At 35.4% G+C, this 21,778-nt stretch carries 12 protein-coding genes; 7 read left to right on the top strand and 5 right to left on the bottom strand.

Annotation, left to right across the window (positions count from 1 at the left end):
- The first annotated feature begins 22 nt into the window (after positions 1-22).
- The gene (locus AAGD93_RS00850; RefSeq protein WP_341819560.1) at positions 23-8,536 is read left to right on the top strand and encodes a DNA-directed RNA polymerase subunit beta/beta'; all 8,514 of its coding nucleotides are present in this window, start codon (positions 23-25) and stop codon (positions 8,534-8,536) included.
- A gap of 6 nt (positions 8,537-8,542) precedes the next feature.
- On the opposite strand, the gene dusB is transcribed toward AAGD93_RS00850, so the two are convergent.
- Both dusB and AAGD93_RS00860 read right to left on the bottom strand, forming a co-directional pair.
- On the bottom strand, positions 8,543-9,505 hold the full coding sequence (dusB, locus tag AAGD93_RS00855) for a tRNA dihydrouridine synthase DusB (RefSeq protein WP_341819561.1): 963 nt from the start codon (positions 9,503-9,505) through the stop codon (positions 8,543-8,545).
- Positions 9,506-9,510: 5 nt separating this feature from the next.
- Positions 9,511-11,415, bottom strand: coding sequence for a Ulp1 family isopeptidase (locus AAGD93_RS00860; RefSeq protein WP_341819563.1), 1,905 nt, complete (start codon positions 11,413-11,415; stop codon positions 9,511-9,513).
- Positions 11,416-11,557: 142 nt separating this feature from the next.
- Between AAGD93_RS00860 and serS the strand changes: the two genes are divergently transcribed.
- The gene (serS, locus tag AAGD93_RS00865) at positions 11,558-12,835 is read left to right on the top strand and encodes a serine--tRNA ligase (protein WP_341819885.1); all 1,278 of its coding nucleotides are present in this window, start codon (positions 11,558-11,560) and stop codon (positions 12,833-12,835) included.
- Positions 12,836-12,869: 34 nt separating this feature from the next.
- Positions 12,870-14,141 (top strand): phosphoribosylamine--glycine ligase, encoded by a 1,272-nt coding sequence (purD, locus tag AAGD93_RS00870; RefSeq protein ID WP_341819564.1) that lies wholly within the window; start codon positions 12,870-12,872, stop codon positions 14,139-14,141.
- 635 nt (positions 14,142-14,776) lie between these two features.
- Here the strand turns inward: purD and AAGD93_RS00875 are convergent.
- Positions 14,777-15,031 carry a hypothetical protein gene (locus tag AAGD93_RS00875; protein WP_341819565.1) on the bottom strand — a complete coding sequence of 85 codons (255 nt, stop codon included), beginning with the start codon at positions 15,029-15,031 and terminating at the stop codon, positions 14,777-14,779.
- Between the two features lie 380 nt (positions 15,032-15,411).
- On the bottom strand, positions 15,412-17,346 hold the full coding sequence (locus tag AAGD93_RS00880; protein WP_341819566.1) for a hypothetical protein: 1,935 nt from the start codon (positions 17,344-17,346) through the stop codon (positions 15,412-15,414).
- A gap of 413 nt (positions 17,347-17,759) precedes the next feature.
- On the opposite strand from AAGD93_RS00880, the gene AAGD93_RS00885 reads away from it, so the two are divergent.
- From AAGD93_RS00885 to AAGD93_RS00900, 4 genes are all read left to right on the top strand, one after another.
- A complete protein-coding gene (locus AAGD93_RS00885) occupies positions 17,760-18,626 on the top strand; it encodes an ankyrin repeat domain-containing protein (RefSeq protein WP_213862744.1) in 867 nt (288 codons plus the stop codon).
- Positions 18,627-18,929: 303 nt separating this feature from the next.
- Positions 18,930-19,856 carry a ribose-phosphate diphosphokinase gene (locus tag AAGD93_RS00890; protein ID WP_341819567.1) on the top strand — a complete coding sequence of 309 codons (927 nt, stop codon included), beginning with the start codon at positions 18,930-18,932 and terminating at the stop codon, positions 19,854-19,856.
- Positions 19,846-20,199: an Asp-tRNA(Asn)/Glu-tRNA(Gln) amidotransferase subunit GatC gene (gatC, locus tag AAGD93_RS00895; protein WP_015588776.1), complete on the top strand. Its 354-nt coding sequence runs from the start codon at positions 19,846-19,848 to the stop codon at positions 20,197-20,199. Before AAGD93_RS00890 ends, gatC begins: the two co-directional genes overlap by 11 nt.
- Before the next feature lie 99 nt (positions 20,200-20,298).
- The gene (locus tag AAGD93_RS00900; RefSeq protein WP_341819568.1) at positions 20,299-20,478 is read left to right on the top strand and encodes a hypothetical protein; all 180 of its coding nucleotides are present in this window, start codon (positions 20,299-20,301) and stop codon (positions 20,476-20,478) included.
- Positions 20,479-20,511: 33 nt separating this feature from the next.
- On the opposite strand, the gene AAGD93_RS00905 is transcribed toward AAGD93_RS00900, so the two are convergent.
- Entirely contained in the window at positions 20,512-21,774 is a 1,263-nt protein-coding gene (locus AAGD93_RS00905; RefSeq protein WP_341819569.1) for a protein TolB, read from the bottom strand.
- Positions 21,775-21,778: the final 4 nt, after the last annotated feature.

Consider the following 21,778-nt stretch of genomic DNA (forward strand, 5'->3'; position numbering starts at 1 on the left):
TTAATTAGTTTGGGGTATTTTAATGGTTGATTCTTCTTATATGTACGCTTCTGGTGCTTTTGTTCCTAGAGTTTCTTATTCTAGGTCGATTGATTTAAAAGATTCTTTATTGGATTTGGTTAAGGTTCAAAAAGAATCATATGATTCTTTTACTCCTAAGAATAAGGATAATGAAAGACTTGAAGTTATCTTTCATACAATCTTTCCAATAAATGATCCTTTGCGTAGGGCTACTATTGAGTTTATAAGTTGTAGGGTAGATGATCCTAAGTATGATGAATCTGAGTGTATAAAGCGTGGTGTAACTTTTTCTGCTCAGGTTATTGCTTCTATACGTCTTGTTGTTATGCAGGATGGTATTTCTCTTGATGAATATAAATCGATTAAAGAGAGTGGAGATCATTCTAAACTTGCAACCGTTGTAAAATCTATAGAAGAGCAGAAAGTCCACTTTTGTGGGTTGCCTATGATGACTGATAAGGGCACTTTCATCATTAATGGTGTGGAAAAAGTTATCGTCTCACAAATGCATAGGTCTCCTGGTGTATTTTTTGATAGCGATAAGGGAAAAACTTACAATTCTGGTAAATTGATCTATTCTGCTAGAATTATTCCTTATAGGGGTTCTTGGCTTGATATTGAATTTGATGTTAAAGACCATTTGTATTTTCGTGTTGATAGAAAAAGAAAATTGCCAATTTCAGTTTTATTAAAGGCGTTGGGTCTATCAAATAATGATATACTCGATAGATTTTATGAGAAAATAAAGTATGTAAAACATAAAGATGGTTGGAAAGTGCCTTTTGTTCCTGATAAATTTAAAGGAGTGAGGCTGCCTTTCGACTTAATGGATATTGAAGGTAATGTGCTGCTTAAAGCTAACGTTCGTATTACCTCAAGACTAGCTAAAAAGCTATATGATAATGAATTGAAAGAGTATCTGGTTCCTTTTAATTCTATATGTGGTTTATTCCTCGCAGAAGATTTAATGGATAGTGCTAGCTCTACGAAAATTTTATCTGCTGGTGAATCTATAAAGCTGGAAGACATAAAGAAGCTTGAGTTATTATCTGTAGATGAAATATCAGTGTTGAACATAGATAATTTGTTTGTTGGACCTTATATATTAAATACGCTTTTCTTAGATGAAAACATGTCTTATCAGGATGCACTATATGAAATATATAGAGTTTTGCGTCCTGGTGAAGTTCCTGTTTTAGAGATAGTAGAAGAGTTTTTCCGTAATCTTTTCTTCAGTCCGGAATATTATGATTTGTCTAACATTGGTAGGTTGAAGCTTAACTCTTACCTTGGATTAAATTATGATGAGGATTTAACTGTTTTAACGCATGAAGATATTATTGAAATTGTGAAAAAAATGGTATTGTTACGTGACGGTCAAGGATCTGTAGATGATATTGATCATTTAGGAAACAGAAGAGTAAGATCAGTTGGAGAGTTTATAGAAAATCAATTTAGAACTGGGTTGTTGAAATTGGAACGCGCAATAGTTGATTCTATGTCCACTTCTAGTTTAGATAAAGTTTCTCCATCTGATTTTATTAATCCAAAAGTGTTAACTAATGTCTTAAGAGATTTCTTCAATTCTTCTCAATTATCTCAATTTATGGATCAGACTAATCCGTTATCTGAAATAACACATAAAAGAAGGTTATCCGCGTTAGGTCCTGGCGGTTTAACAAGAGAACGGGCAGGATTTGAGGTGCGTGATGTTCATCCAACTCATTATGGAAGAATTTGCCCTATTGAGACTCCTGAAGGGCAAAATATAGGGTTAATCAACAGCTTAGCTATATACGCGCGTATTAATAAATATGGTTTCATTGAAAGCCCTTATAGAAAAGTAGTCAATAGGGTTGTTACTGATCAAATTGAGTATCTTTCTGCTATAGACGAAGGCTCACATCATATAGCTGACACTAGCGTAAAGCTTGATGAAAATAATTGCTTTGTTGATGACATGCTATACTGTAGATATGCTGGTAGCTTCGTCATGGTAAGTAGCGACCAAGTTAGTTACATTGACGTATCTCCTAAGCAGGTAATATCAGTTGCAGCTTCCTTGATTCCATTTTTAGAAAATGATGATGCTAATAGAGCATTAATGGGCTCAAATATGCAACGTCAGGCCGTACCTTTATTGAAGCCTACCGCTCCTCTGGTTGCTACTGGTATGGAGTCTTTTGTAGCTTCTGGCTCTGGTGCTGTAGTTTTAGCAAAACGCGATGGCATAGTTGATAGTTCTGATAGTAACTCTATAGTTATACGTGCTTTTGATAAAGAAAGGGTTAACTACTTGGACGTAGATATTTATCATCTAAGGAAATTTCAGCGTTCTAACCATAATACTTGTATTAATCAAAGACCGCTAGTGTGCGTAGGTGATTATGTTAAAAAGGGTGATGTAATAGCTGATGGTCCTGCAATTAACAGTGGTGAGTTGGCGCTTGGTAAAAATTTGCTAGTCGCTTTTATGTCTTGGCAAGGTTATAATTTTGAAGACTCTATTATTATTTCTAGTGAAGTTGTTAAAAAAGATCTCTTTACTTCTATTCATATAGAAGAATTTGACTGTGTTGTACATGATACCCCTTTAGGATCAGAAAAAATAACTCGTGCTATACCTGGTGTTAATGAAGAAAATCTATATCACTTGGATGATAGTGGTATAGTGAAAATTGGTACAAGAGTTGGTCCAGGCTATATTCTGGTAGGTAAAGTTACACCTAAACCTTCTCTTTCATTGCCTCCTGAAACGAAGTTATTAATGACAATTTTTGGTGAAAAGTCATTCGATTGTGCGGATTCCTCTTTATATACATCTCCAGATGTTGAAGGGACAGTAATTGATGTACAAGTCTTTACACGCAGGGGGGTTGAAGAAAATGAAAGGGCATTACTCATCAAACAAAAAGAGATAAATGACTTTGAGGAAGAGCGAGATTATATAATCAATGTTACTAGTGAATATTTCTATGATGAACTGAAGAAACTTCTTATTAATTCTGGTTCTCAAGATCGAGAAAAATTTGACTCTATTGAACGTGAGCAATGGTGGGGTATAGGATTAAAAAACCAATCCATTTCTGAGCAAGTTAAGAGCTTAAAAAAAGATTTTGATGAAAAAGTATCACATGCAATAGCACAGTTTAAGCGAAAAGTAGAAAAATTACATGAAGGTTATGACCTGCCTCAAGGTGTGTCGATGTCAGTAAAAGTTTTCATTGCTGTGAAACATAGTCTGCAACCAGGGGATAAAATGGCTGGTAGACATGGAAATAAAGGTGTGATTTCTCGAGTTGTGCCAGTGGAAGATATGCCTTATTTGGAAGATGGTACTCCTGTTGATATTATTCTTAACCCTCTTGGTGTTCCTTCACGAATGAATGTAGGGCAAATACTGGAAACGCATGTAGGTTGGGCTTGTAGAAAATTAGGGGAAAAGGTAAGTAATATTCTCGATGAGATCAATAAGATCAAAAGTGCTTTTTGCAAGGGAATTAGGTCCCTTAACGATGATAATTTTACACAATTTGCAGTAGCATACCTTGATAATAAAAAAATTGAAAATATTGATGATGATGAAATAACGGCTTCTGTTTTAAATACACCTAATAAGAATGCACTAAATGACGAGTTGAATGAGTTAGTAGAGAACTATTTGAACTCTTGTAAAAGTTCATACAGCAATTTACGTAACTTCCTGATTGAGGTTTATAGCTATGGCAGTAACGTATCTATCTGTAATGATATTCGTAATATTAGTGATAATAATCTCATTGAATTTGCACGCAAATTACGTGATGGCGTTCCTGTTGCTGCACCTGTATTTGAGGGTCCAAAAGATGAACAAATAGCAAAATTATTTGAACTTGCTGGTTTAGATAACTCTGGACAAGCTGTATTATATGACGGTTGCAGTGGTGAAAAATTCGACCGCAAGGTTACAGTTGGTTACATGTACATGCTTAAGTTGCACCACTTGGTTGATGGTAAAATTCATGCGCGTTCAGTAGGGCCTTATAGTTTGGTTACTCAACAACCTCTTGGAGGAAAATCTCATTTTGGTGGTCAGCGTTTTGGTGAAATGGAATGTTGGGCATTACAAGCCTATGGTGCTGCTTATACTTTGCAGGAAATGTTAACTGTGAAGTCTGATGATATTAATGGTAGAGTTAAGATTTATGAATCGATAATAAAAGGTGACAGTAATTTTGAATGTGGAATTCCTGAATCCTTTAATGTGATGATAAAAGAACTACGTTCTTTATGTTTAAATGTAGATTTAAAGCAAAATGATGTAGTGATTGAAGATATATCTCACACTAACATTGCACAACCTTTTAATGAGGTTAGCATATCGATTGCTAGCCCTGAAAGTATTAAGCGTATATCTTGTGGTGAGATAGAAGATGTTTCAACTGCAAATTATCGTACGTTCAAAGTTGAGAAAGGTGGATTATTTTGCCCTAAGGTTTTTGGCCCTGTCAATGACGATGAATGTTTATGTGGAAAATACAAAAAAAGAAGACACAGAGGTCGCATATGCGAAAAATGCGGAGTAGAAGTTACATCTTCTAAAGTAAGAAGAGAAAGGATGGGTCATATAGAGCTTGCATCTCCTGTTGCTCATATATGGTTTTTGAAATCGCTTCCTTCAAGAATTGGAGCATTATTGGATATGTCTCTCAGAGATATTGAGAATATTTTATATAGCGATAATTATATCGTAATAGATCCTCTTGTTTCGCCTTTTGAAAAAGGTGAGATTATTAGTGAAAAAGCTTATAATGAAGCTAAAGATAGCTATGGGATCGATAGTTTTGTAGCTATGCAAGGTGTTGAAGCTATAAGAGAGTTGCTAACGCGCCTTGATTTACATGAAATTAGGAAGGATTTAAGACTAGAATTAGAATCTGTTGCTTCTGAGATAAGAAGAAAGAAAATTATAAAGAGATTGCGTATTGTTGAAAACTTCATTAAATCTGGAAATAGGCCTGAGTGGATGATACTTACAACTATACCTATTTTACCACCTGATTTGCGTCCTTTGGTATCGCTTGAGAGTGGTCGTCCTGCAGTTTCTGATCTGAATCATCATTATAGGACTATTATTAATAGAAATAACAGGTTGAGGAAATTGTTGAGCTTAAATCCTCCTGAGATTATGATTCGTAATGAAAAAAGGATGTTACAAGAAGCAGTTGATTCTCTTTTTGATAATAGTCGTCGTAATACTTTGGTAAATAAAGCTGGTGCTGTTGGATATAAAAAGTCCATTAGTGATATGTTAAAAGGAAAACAGGGTCGTTTTCGCCAGAACCTCTTAGGAAAAAGGGTAGACTACTCTGGACGTTCTGTAATAGTTGTTGGTCCAACTTTGAAACTAAATCAGTGTGGATTACCAAAAAGAATGGCTCTTGAACTATTCAAACCTTTTGTTTACTCAAAGCTTAAGATGTATGGTATGGCTCCAACTATTAAGTTTGCTAGTAAGTTGATAAGAGCAGAAAAACCAGAAGTTTGGGATATGCTTGAAGAGGTAATAAAAGAGCATCCTGTTTTGTTGAATAGAGCGCCTACGCTACATAGACTTGGTATTCAGGCTTTTGAGCCAATCCTTATTGAAGGCAAAGCAATACAGCTTCATCCGCTTGTCTGTACGGCGTTTAATGCTGATTTTGATGGTGATCAAATGGCAGTGCATGTGCCAATTTCATTGGAAGCTCAGCTTGAAGCTAGGGTGTTGATGATGTCCACTAATAACGTTTTAAGTCCTTCTAATGGCAGACCGATTATAGTTCCTAGTAAAGATATAGTACTTGGTATATATTATCTGACTTTACAAGAACCTAAGGAAGATAATTTACCATCTTTTGGTGCTTTTTGTGAAGTTGAGCATTCCTTGAGTGATGGTACTTTACATATTCATTCTAGTATAAAGTATAGGATGGAGTATATTAATAGCAGCGGTGAAACTCACTATAAAACTGTTTGTACAACTCCTGGCCGTTTAATATTATGGCAAATTTTTCCTAAGCATGAGAATCTAGGCTTCGATCTAATAAATCAGATATTAACAGTCAAGGAAATAACTGGTATAGTTGATTTGGTATATCGTAACTGTGGTCAAAGTGCTACAGTGGCATTTTCTGATAAATTAATGGTACTTGGCTTTGAGTATGCCACATTTTCTGGTGTCTCTTTTGGTCGTTGTGATATGGTTATACCTGAAACTAAAGCTACACATGTTGATCACGCGAGGGGTGAAATTAAGAAATTCTCTATGCAATATCAAGATGGGCTAATAACTAGAAGTGAGAGGTATAACAAGGTTATAGATGAATGGTCTAAGTGTACGGATATGATAGCTAATGATATGTTAAAAGCAATATCTATATATGATGGAAATAGTAAGTACAACTCAGTGTATATGATGGTTAACTCTGGTGCAAGGGGTTCTACTTCACAGATGAAACAGCTAGCAGGAATGCGAGGGCTCATGACCAAACCTTCTGGTGAGATTATAGAAACACCTATAATTTCTAATTTCCGTGAAGGATTGAACGTATTTGAATACTTTAATTCTACTCACGGTGCGCGTAAAGGTTTAGCTGACACTGCACTTAAAACTGCAAACTCTGGATACTTAACTCGTCGTTTAGTTGATGTATCTCAAAATTGCATAGTTACAAAGCATGACTGTAAAACAAAAAATGGTCTTGTTGTGAGAGCTACAGTTGAAGGAAGTACTATAGTTGCATCTCTAGAGAGTGTTGTGCTGGGTAGAACAGCTGCAAATGATATATATAACCCAGTGACAAAAGAATTATTAGTAAAAGCAGGGGAATTAATTGATGAGGATAAAGTAAAGCAAATCAGCATTGCAGGTCTTGATGTTATAAAAATTAGATCGCCTTTAACTTGTGAAATAAGTCCTGGTGTATGTTCTTTATGTTATGGAAGAGACCTTACAACTGGTAAAATTGTTTCAATAGGTGAAGCAGTTGGTGTTATAGCTGCTCAATCTGTTGGAGAGCCAGGTACTCAGTTAACGATGCGTACTTTTCATATAGGTGGAGTAATGACTAGAGGCGTTGAATCCTCGAATATTATAGCTTCTATTAATGCTAAAATAAAGTTAAACAATAGTAATATAATTATAGATAGAAACGGAAATAAAATTGTGATAAGCCGTTCCTGTGAAGTCGTGTTGATTGATAGCCTTGGTAGTGAGAAGTTGAAGCACAGTGTACCTTACGGCGCTAAGCTTTATGTAGATGAGAGTGGGTCAGTAAAAATTGGCGATAAAGTTGCGGAATGGGATCCTTATACATTGCCTATTATCACGGAGAAGACTGGTACAGTGTCTTATCAGGACTTAAAAGATGGAATTTCGATCACTGAAGTGATGGATGAATCTACAGGAATATCAAGCAAAGTAGTAAAAGACTGGAAATTGCATTCTGGTGGAGCTAATTTACGTCCTCGTATTGTGCTGCTTGACGATAATGGTAAAGTAATGACACTCGCAAGTGGCGTTGAAGCATGTTATTTTATACCAATCGGTGCAGTGCTCAATGTACAAGATGGCCAGAAGGTTCATGCAGGTGATGTTATTACAAGAACACCAAGAGAGTCAGTTAAAACTCGTGATATTACTGGTGGTTTACCGAGGGTTATAGAGTTATTTGAAGCACGTCGTCCTAAAGAGCATGCTATTGTTAGTGAGATAGATGGCTATGTAGCGTTTTCTGAAAAAGACCGTAGAGGAAAACGCAGTATATTAATTAAACCTGTAGATGAACAAATTTCTCCAGTTGAATATTTGGTATCAAGAAGTAAGCATGTAATAGTCAATGAAGGTGATTTTGTACGTAAAGGTGATCTATTGATGGATGGTGACCCTGATCTCCATGATATTTTACGTGTGCTTGGGTTAGAAGCTTTAGCGCACTATATGATTTCTGAAATACAGCAAGTTTATAGATTGCAGGGTGTTCGTATAGACAATAAGCATTTAGAGGTGATCTTAAAACAAATGCTACAAAAAGTGGAAATTACTGATCCTGGTGATACTATGTACTTGGTTGGCGAAAGCATTGACAAGCTGGAAGTTGATAGGGAAAATGATGCTATGAGTAACTCTGGCAAACGGCCTACTCATTATCTTCCTATTCTGCAGGGGATTACTAGGGCAAGTCTTGAAACTAGCTCCTTTATTTCTGCTGCCTCTTTCCAAGAGACAACAAAAGTACTTACAGAAGCAGCATTCTGCGGGAAGAGTGATCCTTTAAGTGGATTAAAAGAAAATGTTATAGTAGGAAGATTAATTCCTGCTGGTACAGGTTTGATTATGAATAAGATCAGAGCACTTTCACTTTGTGATAATGTGGATAAATATGAAAAATATTTTGATATTGAAACTTATGACGAGGAATGGTTGATGGATAATGGTTGTCATTTACACTCTGGTGAGGAAGAGAGCGTAGTGGCATACGATCAGTCGAATTGAGTACAGCTAGTGTGTCTCTTGACCAAAAAAGCCAATAATATTTTCTTTCACTTCTGTGCTATCTGTCATGTTATTTACTCTCACACGAAATTCAGATGAGCCTTGAAGCCCGCTACTGTACCAACCTATGTGTTTGCGGGCCATCTTTATTCCTGTGTCATTTCCATAGTACTCAAGAATATTGTCGTAATGCTCGAGTATGATGCTTAATCTCTCTGAAGCTGTTGGCTCAGAAGTTTCACTTCCACTGAGAAAGTTCATTGCTTGATTAATCAGCCAAGGTTTACCGTAGGCACCACGACCTATCATCACTCCGTCTGCTCCAGATTCTTTGAGAGCATTCTGAATATCATTTAAATTTTTAATATCGCCATTTACTATAACTGGAATTTTCACTTGCTCTTTAACATTTCTAACGAATTTCCAATCTGCTTGACCATTATGAAGCTGCGCTCTTGTTCTTCCATGCACAGTGATCATTTTTGCTCCTAAGTCTTCGGCAATTTTCGCAAGTCTCGGGGCATTGCGATTTTCATCGTTCCATCCAGTGCGCATTTTCACCGTAACTGGCATATTCACTGCTTTGACCACAGCTTCAATTATCTCAGCGGCTTTTTTCTCATCACGCATTAGCGCTGATCCTGCATAACCGTTTACAACTTTTTTAACAGGGCAACCAAAGTTTATGTCTATAATTTTTGCTCCCATGTCCTCGTTTAATTTTGCAGCCTCCGCCATAACATCTGGCTCACACCCAGCAAGCTGCACAGCAGTTAATGCATCGACTTTTGCTTTTTGCAAACTCTGGCGAGTTTGCATAATCATAGCTCTGCTTGCAATCATCTCTGAAACTAACAAACTTGCACCAAGTTTCTTCACAATACTTCTAAACGGATAATCAGTCACTCCAGACATTGGAGCTAAAATAACTGGAGAATCAATTGTCAAATTTCCTACTTGTAGGGACATATATTCTATGTGTTCAAACCTAGCGCATTTACACATACTGTTACAACACTTTGTATAGCCGAACTTACTTTTTCCATAAGAGAAGGCTCTACCTCTACTATCTCAGCTCTCTCATAATGACCAGGTGCCAAGTATACCGTTTCTTGTTCTTTATTTCCCCATAGCTCGTTGTTCTGCTGATAACCTTCATTTATCATTCCCGCATTTGGCAGAAACAATGTATTTACATCATTACCATTATTTTTATAGTAGACGTCAATTTCAATATTAGCCAGCGAAGCTAAGATAGAAATTTCTTCTATGAAAACATGGTAACTTTGGCTGCTGATTGCCTCTAGATAAGATCTATAAATGGATTTGCCATTGAGAAAAGAATTTGCTGCAGTATCACTATTATAATTTCTATCATATTTTCTTTCACTAATATTGAGATTACTAGCACTAATGCTTCTTAAATCACCTATAACTTCATTTTCTTTTAATGTCGTAAGACAACATAACTTTTTTATTAATTTATTAGTCTTTTTTTTGATCTTCTCTACCCGTCTGTTTGTATGCTGAACCAAATCTTTTATTGAGTCCGACATACCAATCAAATGATTTGGATTTTCTAAGAATGCACCAAAAACTTTCTGCATCTGTCCCTTCAATAACTCAGGCATCCTTGGATCATTCAAAGAGTTAAATTGACTTAAAAATTTGTGCCATTCCATTCTCATATCTTGTGCTTTTTCAGCTTTATATTGACCAGAGCTATTATCACCAAATACCGCATGGAAAAAGCAGTTGCCATCACCTGTAGTATTATATTGAACAATTTTTGTTTGCTTACTTTCTACTGAATCTAAACTTACTCCGCTATCTTTACGACTTATATTTCCTGGACCACCTAATACAGGGCTTGGCGTGCCAGCCCTGCTTTGTTCATCCTTTTTCAACGCTTTTGCAAATTCTTTTCTCTTCTCTATTAATTGCTCTGAACTAAGTTCATATTTTAGCTGATCATCAATTTCATCAAACGATTTGCCTGCTTTCAGCATATCTGTAATTTTCTTAGCATTCTCTAAGGCAAATATTCCACAATTATACTTATCATCTTGTTGTTTAGCTTTTGAGTTTCTAATACTACTATTGTCTATTCCTAGAGTTTTCTGTAGCGCACTTGATACCTCTTCTGGTAATGGTTCACCAAATGAATCGCAATAATATGCTCTAAACTTTTTACTCTTTTCATAATGAGAAATAACCAATGTTACCCAATGATTGTTATTTAAGTTAAGAATTGAAGATAATACTAAATTGTTATCCCCTTTTACTTTATCTTTATATTCTTGCAATCGGTTCCCCAGAAAAGATGTAAGATTATCGAGGCAAGAAAAGAACACTCCTTTGGAAAATTCCCTGTGACCTTTTTTACGATATGGCATCCATCCATAGTAACTTTTTGCAATCTCTGCAATATCAAAATTACTTAACCAAAATTTATAATCTTCTTTTTTATTTGTCTTATATACAAAAGAATCCTTATTTTCTTTGCAGTCAAAAATACCACTATCCCTATCAGGAGTTTTTGGCCTTTCTTGATTTTCTGGAGTCTTGCCTTGCAAATCTTGTAGTTCTGTATCTTTTTCTTCACTCTTTTCCCCCTTTGAAGCTCCTTTTCCATTAATATAGTTCTTTGCTAATTTGTATGCTGTTGTAAGAACTACTCCCATTATAATCCAAATCACAGGATGAGAAATTAGCATAGCAAGTGGAAAGGTCAATAGAGGGGATCCTATTACCGCCCCTAAACAGCCAGCAGCGAATGTGGCTGCTAGGCATACACAAGTAGCGTAGATAACGAATTTCCCACCAGCAAAGTAAGTGCTCTTTTTTAATTGATTACATTTTTCTGTGATGCCCAACATACTACATCCTATGAACGCTAAGTTAATTAATTTTAACAAATTCTAACAAAAAAATCAACCATAATAATTTTAGTAGTATGAGAATATATTGAATATTAAGAGCTTTTGGAGTACAGTAACAATGTTAGTAATAGCACAATATATGCACGATATAGAATATATACGCAAAAACCCTGAAGGATTTGAAAAGGCAATGAAAAGCAGGGGAATTAGAGAATCTACTGCGGAAGAGATATTAGAAATCGATCACGAGAAAAGGTCATTAACCACTAAATTGCAAGATTTAAATAGGCAGCGCAATGAAATCACAGAGGAAATAAAAAAGCTAAAAATGAGCAAGAGCCCCTGTGAAGAGCAAATAAAATCATCAAAAAACATCACGAATGAGATAGAGGCAATTAGCTTAAAAGAACAAGCGGAAAAGGATAAGTTAGTGAATGTTTTATCTAACTTGCCGAATATTCCTGCGCAAGATGTGCCAATAGGCGCAGATGAGAACTCTAATTTAGAGGTGAGAAGATATGGAGGAAAAAGACAGTTTGATTTTGTACCAGAATCTCATTATGAACTCGGAGAAAAATTAGGTTTAATGGACTTCGAACAAGCGGCGAGAATTTCCGGATCAAGATTTACGATATTAAAAGGACAGTTAGCTAAGCTTGGACGAGCGCTAATAAATTTTATGCTTGAAATGCATGTTAATGAATTTGGCTATACTGAGGTGTACCACCCGACTTTGGTGAAAAACGAGGCTATGTATAATGTTGGTCAGCTACCGAAATTTTCTGACGATTCGTATTTAACTACCGACGAATTGAGGTTGATTCCCACAAGTGAAGTGTTTTTAACAAATTTAGTTGCTGACAAAATAATGGAAGAAAAAGAACTGCCTATTCGCTTTACTGCATATTCGGAGTGCTTTCGTAAAGAAGCAGGCAGCGCAGGGCGAGACACGAGAGGCATGATAAGGCAACACCAATTTGGTAAAGTGGAATTGGTGAGTATCACAACTGAAGACCAATCAAATGATGAACTTGAGCGCATGACGAGTATTGTTGAAGAGATATTAAAAAAACTAGAATTACCGTATAGAGTAATGCTACTCTGTAGTGGTGATATGGGTTTTGCTGCACAAAGGACTTATGACATAGAGGTATGGTTACCTGAGCAAGATAAATATAGAGAAATATCAAGCTGCTCAAATTGTGGTGCATTTCAAGCAAGAAGGATGAACGCTAAATACTCTTCAGAAACTGATAAAAAGATGAAAAAATATATTCACACTTTAAACGGCTCAGCTTTAGCTATAGGAAGAACGATTATTGCCATAATGGAGAATTATCAAAATTCTGACGGGTCGATTGCAATACCAAACGTGTTGCAAAAATACATGAGTAATGATACTGTTATAAGCAAATAATAATTTTGACATATAGAAAAGCGAGGAAATAAAGATGAAGGTTCTGGTTATAGGTTCTGGTGGGCGTGAGCACGCTCTACTTTGGGCTCTAAAAAAATCTCCTATCTTGACTGAGTTATATGTAACTCCTGGTCGCCAAGCTATGAAAGATCTTGGGGCTCTTGTGGATGTAAATATTCAAAATTCAGTGGATGTTACACAATTTTGCAAGAGAGAAAATATAGAGTTGGTTGTTATTGGTCCAGAACAACCAATAATTGATGGGCTTGCTGATGATTTAGTTGCAGAGGGAATAAATGTTTTTGCTCCAAGTCAAGCAACTGCAAAACTTGAGGGATCGAAGTCTTTCACCAAGGGACTATGTAAACGATATGGTATACCAACTGCCAAGTACGAGTGTTTTGTTGATGAAGGGTTAGCTAAAGATTTTGTACGTAGCAATAAAATAAAGTTTCCACTTGTAGTGAAAGCAAATGGAATTGCAGCAGGAAAAGGGGTGGTTATATGTAATACAGAAAGGGAAGCTTTTTCAGCAATAAATTCAATGCTAGTGGAGAAAAAATTTGGTGAATCAGGTGAAGAAATAATCATAGAAGAGTTTTTAGTTGGAGAAGAAGTAAGTTTTTTTGCTCTTATTGATGGGTTGAAAGTAGTAACTCTTGGGTTTGCAAAAGATTATAAGAGAGTTGATGAAAGTAATGAAAGCCAAAATACTGGAGGTATGGGGTCGTACTCATCACCTTCAATTATAAGTAAGGACATGGAGCAAAAAATTATCCAAAAAATAATATACCCTACAGCTCAAGCATTGGTTAACATGGGTACGCCTTATAAAGGAGTACTCTTTGCTGGTTTAATGATTTGCAAAGATAGCCCAAAACTTCTCGAGTATAACGTTAGATTCGGTGATCCAGAAACGCAATCTATATTACCTAGATTTGATTCAAATTGCGATTTGTTAAAATTGATGTTGTCAGTTGCAGAAGGAAAGTTAAATGTCAAAATGGTGGAACTTAACAACAAATCTACAGTTTGTGTAGTTGTTGCAAGTAAAGGCTATCCGGGTGATTATCAAAAGGGAGAAGTAATTAAAGGATTAGATAAGATTGAAAGCATTCCTGGTGTGTTGGTGTTTCATGCTGGTACTAAATTGGATGAAAGTGGTAACTTAGTTTCCGATGGCGGAAGAGTGCTAAATATAGTAGCAGAAGGGAGCACTATAGAGGAAGCCAAAAGTAAGGTGTACTCAGCATTAAATTTTTTAGAATGGCCAGGGTGCTTCTTCAGATACGATATCGGTAGTTAATGTTAGCTGTCGGTTAGCAGGTGGTTCACAGAAACGAAAAACTTGCTTGACACCCTCCGCCAGCCCCCTTATCATGAAACTGAAGCTATTTATTTATCTTCGCAATCTGTGCAGGTTAATGACAAAAAACTTAGGGTATTTGGCGTCTCATGTTTAATTTTTCGCACTATGTGCACCGTATGTCTTCACAACATTTCTGGGTTTTTACCTATATAAGCTGAAACGCGCTTACAAAGCGTTTAAGACAGCAAAAAACGTCAAATTGACAAGGGAGAATTTGAATGCTAGCTACTACGGGGTTTCTTTGCCTTTTTTCCTGCTTAGTAAATTTCTTAAACACTTGCGGTGTAGGTTAGTTGCAAGTTAAAAGCAGCTAAATCGCTCTTAATCAAGCGTTTTAGAATAAAAAAAACGCTGATATTTTAGTACATAGTAAATAGCCAACCACTACAGGGCTTCTTTTGCCTTTTTTTCGCTTGGTAAATTTTTTAATATTTATAGCTAAACGACAACCGTCATCCCGCTACGTGTTAGCGGGATCTAGAGATACCGCGGCGGTATAACGTAGGGAAACCTTTCTTGGGTTAGCCCTATAAAACTAATCAGCATCTTGTTTAGCACATATAAATTAAGTTTCATAAATATAGTGCTAAACCTTGAAAATATGTTATAGCTACTTCTTCCAATTTAGTGGTGGGTTTTAACAGTACACATGTCGCTTTACTATCTACCAACTCAATCACCATAGAAGCTACAGTCATTACTTTGCATCCACTTATATTCCGTACTTTAACATTTGTTCTACTTTCTATAGGAAGCTTTACCCCCCCTACATCATTACGTACAGCAGTATGATTTATTTCATTTTTAGTTCCACTACTATGCTGCAACAAGATATCCCCATTAACTTTTATTTCAACATTTTTGTCACTACTACCATTGTTAAAATTTAATCCCTCATCTCTTCTACTTTGTCTTTTTTCTTTTAATTTTAATTCAGTTTCTCTTTCATCAAGTACGGAAACGGTAGGAAATGGGATGTGAGTTTTTTCCTGACCATCTTGATTTATAGCTCTTGTTGTATTAAAAGCTTCGTTGCTTTTACATGATATTGTATAAGTAAGTGGTGTGTAGATTTTTTCTTCACTATCTGGATATTTTATAGTTATTGTTGCATTAAGAATGTCTTTCAGAATATCGTTTTCTCTAGCTATGTCTAAAATTTCTTGAATAACTTTGCGATCATGTAATGCGGCAAGTAACTTATCAGTTACTTTTTGATTATTTTTATGGTTATTGTTGTGTTAAGAATGTCTTTCAGAATACCGTTTTCTTTAGCTACTCTTAACATTTTCTCAACAGCTATACTATCTTTACGTAGTATAGCATAAGCAAGTGGTGTGCAAGTTTCTTCCTGACCATCTGGATATTTTATAGTTGTTGTTGCGTCAAGAATGTCTTTCAGAATACCGTTTTCTTTAGCTACTCTTAACATTTTCTCAACAGCCATACTATCTTTACGTAGTATAGCATAAGCAAGTAGTGTAACAGTTACTCTCCGACCATCTGGACATTTTATAGTTATTGTTGCGTTAAGAATATCTTTCAGAATACTGTTCTCCTTAGAGATTTTTAAAATTTCTTCAATAGCTATACTATTTTCACGCAGTATAGCATAAGCAAGTAGTGTGTAAGTTACTTCCCAGCTATCTGAATGTTTTATAGTTGTTGTTGCGTCAAGAATGTCTTTCAGAATATCGTTTTCTTTAGCTACTCTTAACATTTTCTCAACAGCTATACTATCTTTACGTAGTATAGCATAAGTAAGCGGTGCGCAAGTTTCTTCATGACCATCTGGACATTTTATAGTTGTTGTTGCATCAAGAATATCTTTCAGAATACCGTTTTCTTTAGAGATTTTTAAAATTTCTTCAATAGTTTTGCTATTTTTACATGATATGGCGTAAGTAAGCGGTGTGTAAATTTCTTCCTGACCATCTAGATATTTTATAGTTGTTGTTGCGTCAAGAATGTCTTTCAGAATATCGTTTTCTTTAGAGACTTTTAAAATTTCTTCAATAGTTTTGCTATTTTTACATGATATGGCGTAAGTAAGCGGTGTGTAAATTTCTTCTTGACCATCTAGATATTTTATAGTTGTTGTTGCGTCAAGAATATCTTTCAGAATACTGTTCTCTTCATCTGCTACTAGAATTTCTTTAATAATTTTGCTATCCTTCCGGAATATAGCAAAAGCAAGTGGTGTGTAAGTCACTTCCCGGCTATCTAAATGTTTTATAGTTATTGTTGTGTCAAGAATATCTCTCAGAATACCGTTTTCTTTAGCTACTCTTAACACTTTCTCAACAGCTATACTATCTCTACGTAGTATAACATAAGCAAGTGGTGTGTAAGTCACTTCCCGGTCTAGATATTTCATAGTTGTTGTTGTGTTAAGAATATCTTTCAGAATACTGTTCTCTTCAGCTGCTACTAGAATTTCTTTAATAGCTTTGCTATCCTTCCAGAACATAGCATGAGCAAGTGGTGTGTAAGTCACTTCCCGGCTACCTGGATATTTTATAGTTGCTGTTGTGTTAAGAATATCTTTCAGAATACCGTTCTCCTTAGAGACTTTTAAAATTTCTTTAATAGCTATACTATCTCCACATAGTATAGCATAATCAAGTGGTGTAACAGTTGCTCTCCGACCATCTGGATATTTTATAGTTGTTGTTGCGTTAAGAATATCTTTCAGAATACCGTTTTCTTTAGAGACTTTTAAAGTTTCTTCAATAGTTTTGCTATTTTTACATAATATGGCATAAGTAAGTGGTGTGCAAGTTTCTTCCTGACCACCTGGATATTTTATAGTTGTTGTTGCGTCAAGAATGTCTTTCAGAATACCGTTTTCTTTAGCTACTCTTAACATTTTCTCAACAGCTATACTATCTTTACGTAGTATAGCATAAGCAAGTGATATAATAGTTGGTTCTTTACCCCGATGTTTGCTTACTTCCGTAGTAAGAATCCTTTGTTTTTCCTTTTCAGATATTTTTTCTAGTTCTTCAGCAATGCTACTTTTTTTGCCTTTTATTTTTGATGCTAATTTTAAAATACTTTTTTCATCTTTCTCTTTCAATTTCGAATCGTTTACCTGATAAGTCATTTTTTTTCTCAAGGTCTTTCTTATTAAACTAAGCATAACATTTCCTCTCTTCGTGGTTATAATATTTGCTTTTATGAATCAGTTGTGTTGATAATGTATTAATTGCATAGTTCAGACATTGTTTTATAAAGCAAAATTTTAGTAGACCACCTTACAAGAACGTTTCTTGCTAATTCTGAATCCGAAAAAAGGACGCAGTAAAGTTATTTGTAAGGGAAGAATGAAACTTGTAGCTATAGCTAAACTGACTTACGATAATTTGAAAAACCGTCATCCCGCTGCTTGTTAGCGGGATCTAGAGATACCGCGGCGGTATGACGGTTCGCAGTGGTATGACGGTTCGCGGCGGGATGACGATAAGCTCGTCATCCCGCTACATTAATATTGTATTAATAAAAACTTAATAATAATCCTTAATAATATATGAACTAACATGTTCGCAATTTCGTATGACAGAGGAAACAAAAGATGGATATGCTTCCTTATACGTTGCAATTCAGGAAGGTAATATTGAAGCTGCAGAACTACTAATAAAATGTGGCACAAACGTCAATGATCATTATGAACGCAATCGTACGCCACTGCATATTGCCATCGGACGCAAACAATTAGAAATAGCAAAATTGCTGATAAAAAATGGAGCAAACGTTAATGCAAAAACTCAAAATCATGGTAAAGATGATCTAACACCAATGCACTTTGCAGTTTTTGCAAATACGCCAGAATTTATAGAATTACTAGCTAGCCATGGTGCATTGATTAATGAAAGAGAAAGTACCGAAGGGTATACTCCTCTTCACTTTGCTGCTTTGTATGGGAACAAAAATATAATACAAGCCTTAATTGATAAGGGGCAAAATATCGAAGATGTGGACAATAATGGGCGAACAGCTCTGTTTTTAGCTGCTAGGCAGTGCACTGAAGCAGAAGATGATAGCAGAATAGAAATTATCAAGTATTTGATAGACAAGCTCAAAGCAGATGTAACAAAGAAAGACAATAATAACAATGCAGTACTCTTTCCTGCCGCTAATAATTGCCCTGGAAAAGTGGTAGAATTCATCATTGAGCAATGTATAAAAATCTTTGAGTTAGAGAATTTTATCAACCACAAAAATAATGATGGAATGGATGCTTTGGATATTGCGCTGAATAGTGGAAACGAGAAAGCTATTGAAGTATTAAGATCATATGGAGCAGATATCAAGAATAAGGCAGATGGTAGCACTCAAAAAATTACTGCAGAAAAACCAAGTAGTACCCTAGACAGAGCAGAAAGTGCAGAGGTAGCACCTCCAATTAAGCAAAGAGTATAAAGCTTTTTACAAAGCGATTATAAATTTCAGTAAGTTGCAGAGGCTCTACAATGGGAAGTGTAGTATGTTAGCAGATACAAATGACTAGATAAATTATATTTCATTAAAGTCATTTATCTTGAAACATAAGCAGGATTTTGTATAGTTGTTTCAATTTGGGTCTGTATATTGAAACAATGCGTGAAAATGACAGGTCATTGTACAAGAGATACCTAATTCGCCGACAAGAATACTAGATAAAGAAACTTACATTTCAATTATTTCACAATTTCTGTATAATCTTAAAAACTCAATTAGTGCGTTATGAAGATAATAATAGGTAATGCTAGTAAGGAATTAGGGGAATCAGTAGTTAACCGGCTAGATGTTCAACCATCCTCTGCTTGGATATCAAAGTTTACCGATGGTGAGGTAAATGTAGAAGTAGCAAATGATCTGTATAATCAAGAAGTATATATAATACAATCTCTTTCTCCCCCTGTGAATGATAATCTTATGGAGCTTCTGCTTATAATTGATGCAGTAAATAGATTAGGAGCCAAAAGGATAGTAGTAATTATCCCTTATTATGGATATAGCAGGCAAGATAGAATTATCAAGAACAATAATGTGCAGTCTGCTTTAAGTGCCAAATTAGTTGCAAATCTTATTCAAACTGCAGGTGCAAGTAGCGTTGCAGTTATTGATTTGCACTCAAGTCAAATTGAAGGATTCTTTGATGTACCGATAACTAATTTGAACTGCTTTGAAGCATTTGTTGACTCTATACACACGGAAAATTTGGCAATTGTTGCACCTGATGTTGGAGCAATTGGTAGAGCACGTGCTTTTGCAAAGACTTTAGAGGAAAAGTACAAGATAGGGTTAAGTGATAAGATTATTGTAGTAGATAAATATAGGGAGAAAGCAGGCACATCTCAAGTAATGAACATAATAGGAGAAGTTGCAAATAAAAATTGTGTCATTGTTGATGATATAGTTGACTCTGGTGGAACATTGTGTAATGCAGCTCTTGCTTTAAAAGGCCACGGAGCAAAGTTCGTAATTTCATGCATCACACATGGCGTGCTTTCAGGAAGTGCAGTTGAGAAAATTTCTTCCTCTTCTTTAGATAAATTAGTGATTACGGATACCATACTTCACAAATTTGAAAAAACTGGTAAAATAGAAGTTGTTTCGGTCGTAGATATTTTAACTCACTTTATCCAAGGAGGTAAAGATGCCAGCTAAGTCAACAGAAGACGTTATTACTTCACTAATAGAATTTGCAAATAAGAGAAAAATAACAATTACCAAAGAAGAAATGCTTAAAATTGCACAGCTTGTAAGGATTAAGTTATCAAATGACGAGATTGATCACTACTCCAAAGAACTGACAATGCTGGATTGGATACATGATACTTTATTGCAAGTTAATACTGAAGGTGTTTCTCCTATGCGTTATGGCAGCATAGACAAGGACATTCATGTACGCGATGATGTTATAAATTCTCAAAACATTAAAAAAGAGATATTGTCCAATACAAAACCTGAGCATGGGTATTTCGTAGTGCCAAAGGTTATAAGCGATTAAAGTAAAATAAGGCTCATATCAAATCTATAATAGATCGTATCTGTTCAGCAGAGTGGCAAAATAAGGTAGACGAGAAAAGACAACTATAGGAACAAATGGGTGTCATTCCAGTGCTTGACACTGGAATCCAGTCCTTTTGCACAGTTCCATCAAAAACGTTGTAGAGGATTAACCGCTTTCGTGTTTACCAACTTAGTGCCCAATCTGGATCCCAGTGTCAAGCACTGGGATGACAAGAAAGGGAGCACTGGAATTTTTGTTTCAGTATTTGTACATTAGCCATGCATCTGAACAGATACAATAAATCTACTTTCAAAAATAAGACCAATCCGGTAAAGAAGCATTTGTGGGAGTGGAAACCATTTTTTGATTTTTCTTTACTAAGTCTACTAAATATAGTTTAGAGTTGCTTGGTGATTCTGTTCTTGTAAAAATGATTTCTCTACCATTTGGTAGCCATGCCGGGGATTCAATTTTATGCCCCTCTGAAAGCAGACGTTCTTCTTTGCTATCTGGCTTCATAACTCCTATGTAAAATTTTCCTGACTGAATCTTTGTAAAAGCTATCAGATCTCCTTTTGGCGACCAAACAGGCGTAGCATATCTTCCACTTCCAAAACTAATTCTTTTAGGTTTTTTACTTTTGTTAGTAAAATCAATAACGTACAGTTGCTGACTCCCACTTATATCAGAACTAAAAGCCATATACTTTTGATCTGGAGAAAAAGAGGGAGAAGTGCTTATAGCTGAACCTTTAGTAATTTTTTTTGTTCGTTTACTACTTAAATCCAAAGATAATATATTCGTTTCACCACCCAATGAGTGGGAAATTAAAAGAGATTTACCATCGGGAGAAAATCTTGGTGCAGAAACAACTCCTTCAAATGCGCTGATTATTGATTCAGTGTTATCTTTTAAATTTTTTAATATTATATAACTTTTACCATTTGCGTACGAGATATAAACAATACCCTTTCCATTTGGTGAGAATCTCGGTGTTGACACAAATCTATCGCCATTTGTTAAGTATTTTATATTACTTCCATCTTGATTCATCACAGCAATTTTACGCACAGATTTGTAGTTGCTATCTTTTTCTTCAGCGATATACGTGATTTTTGTGTTGAAGTGCCCTTTCTCACCAATTAATCTATCATGTATCACATCCGAAACGAGGTGACCAATTTTTCTCCAGTCTTTTGCTGGAAAAACAACTGACTGAGTAAGTAATTCTCTTTTTGTAAAAGTGTCAAATAAACGAAATGATAGCTCTAATGCACTACCAGATATTTCGCTTAAACTTACTGTGACTACAGTATCGCTTTTCCAAGATTTAGATTCAGCTTCCGCGCCACGTTTTACATTAAATAAGCCACAATTAGATAAATTTGTTCCTATTACCTTTGCAATATTTTCGCTTAATTCGCTTTCCAACGCTGTTTTACATGTACATTTAGATACAACAAGACCAATGTTACCAACACTGCTTTTTTTTATATCAACATATAAAGCAGCTTTTGTAAAATAAGGAATAAATAACGAAATAAATAACACCAGATGAACGAATAGCTTCATTCAT

Source organism: Wolbachia endosymbiont (group A) of Brachyopa scutellaris, assembly GCF_964026995.1.
Taxonomy (GTDB): domain Bacteria; phylum Pseudomonadota; class Alphaproteobacteria; order Rickettsiales; family Anaplasmataceae; genus Wolbachia; species Wolbachia pipientis.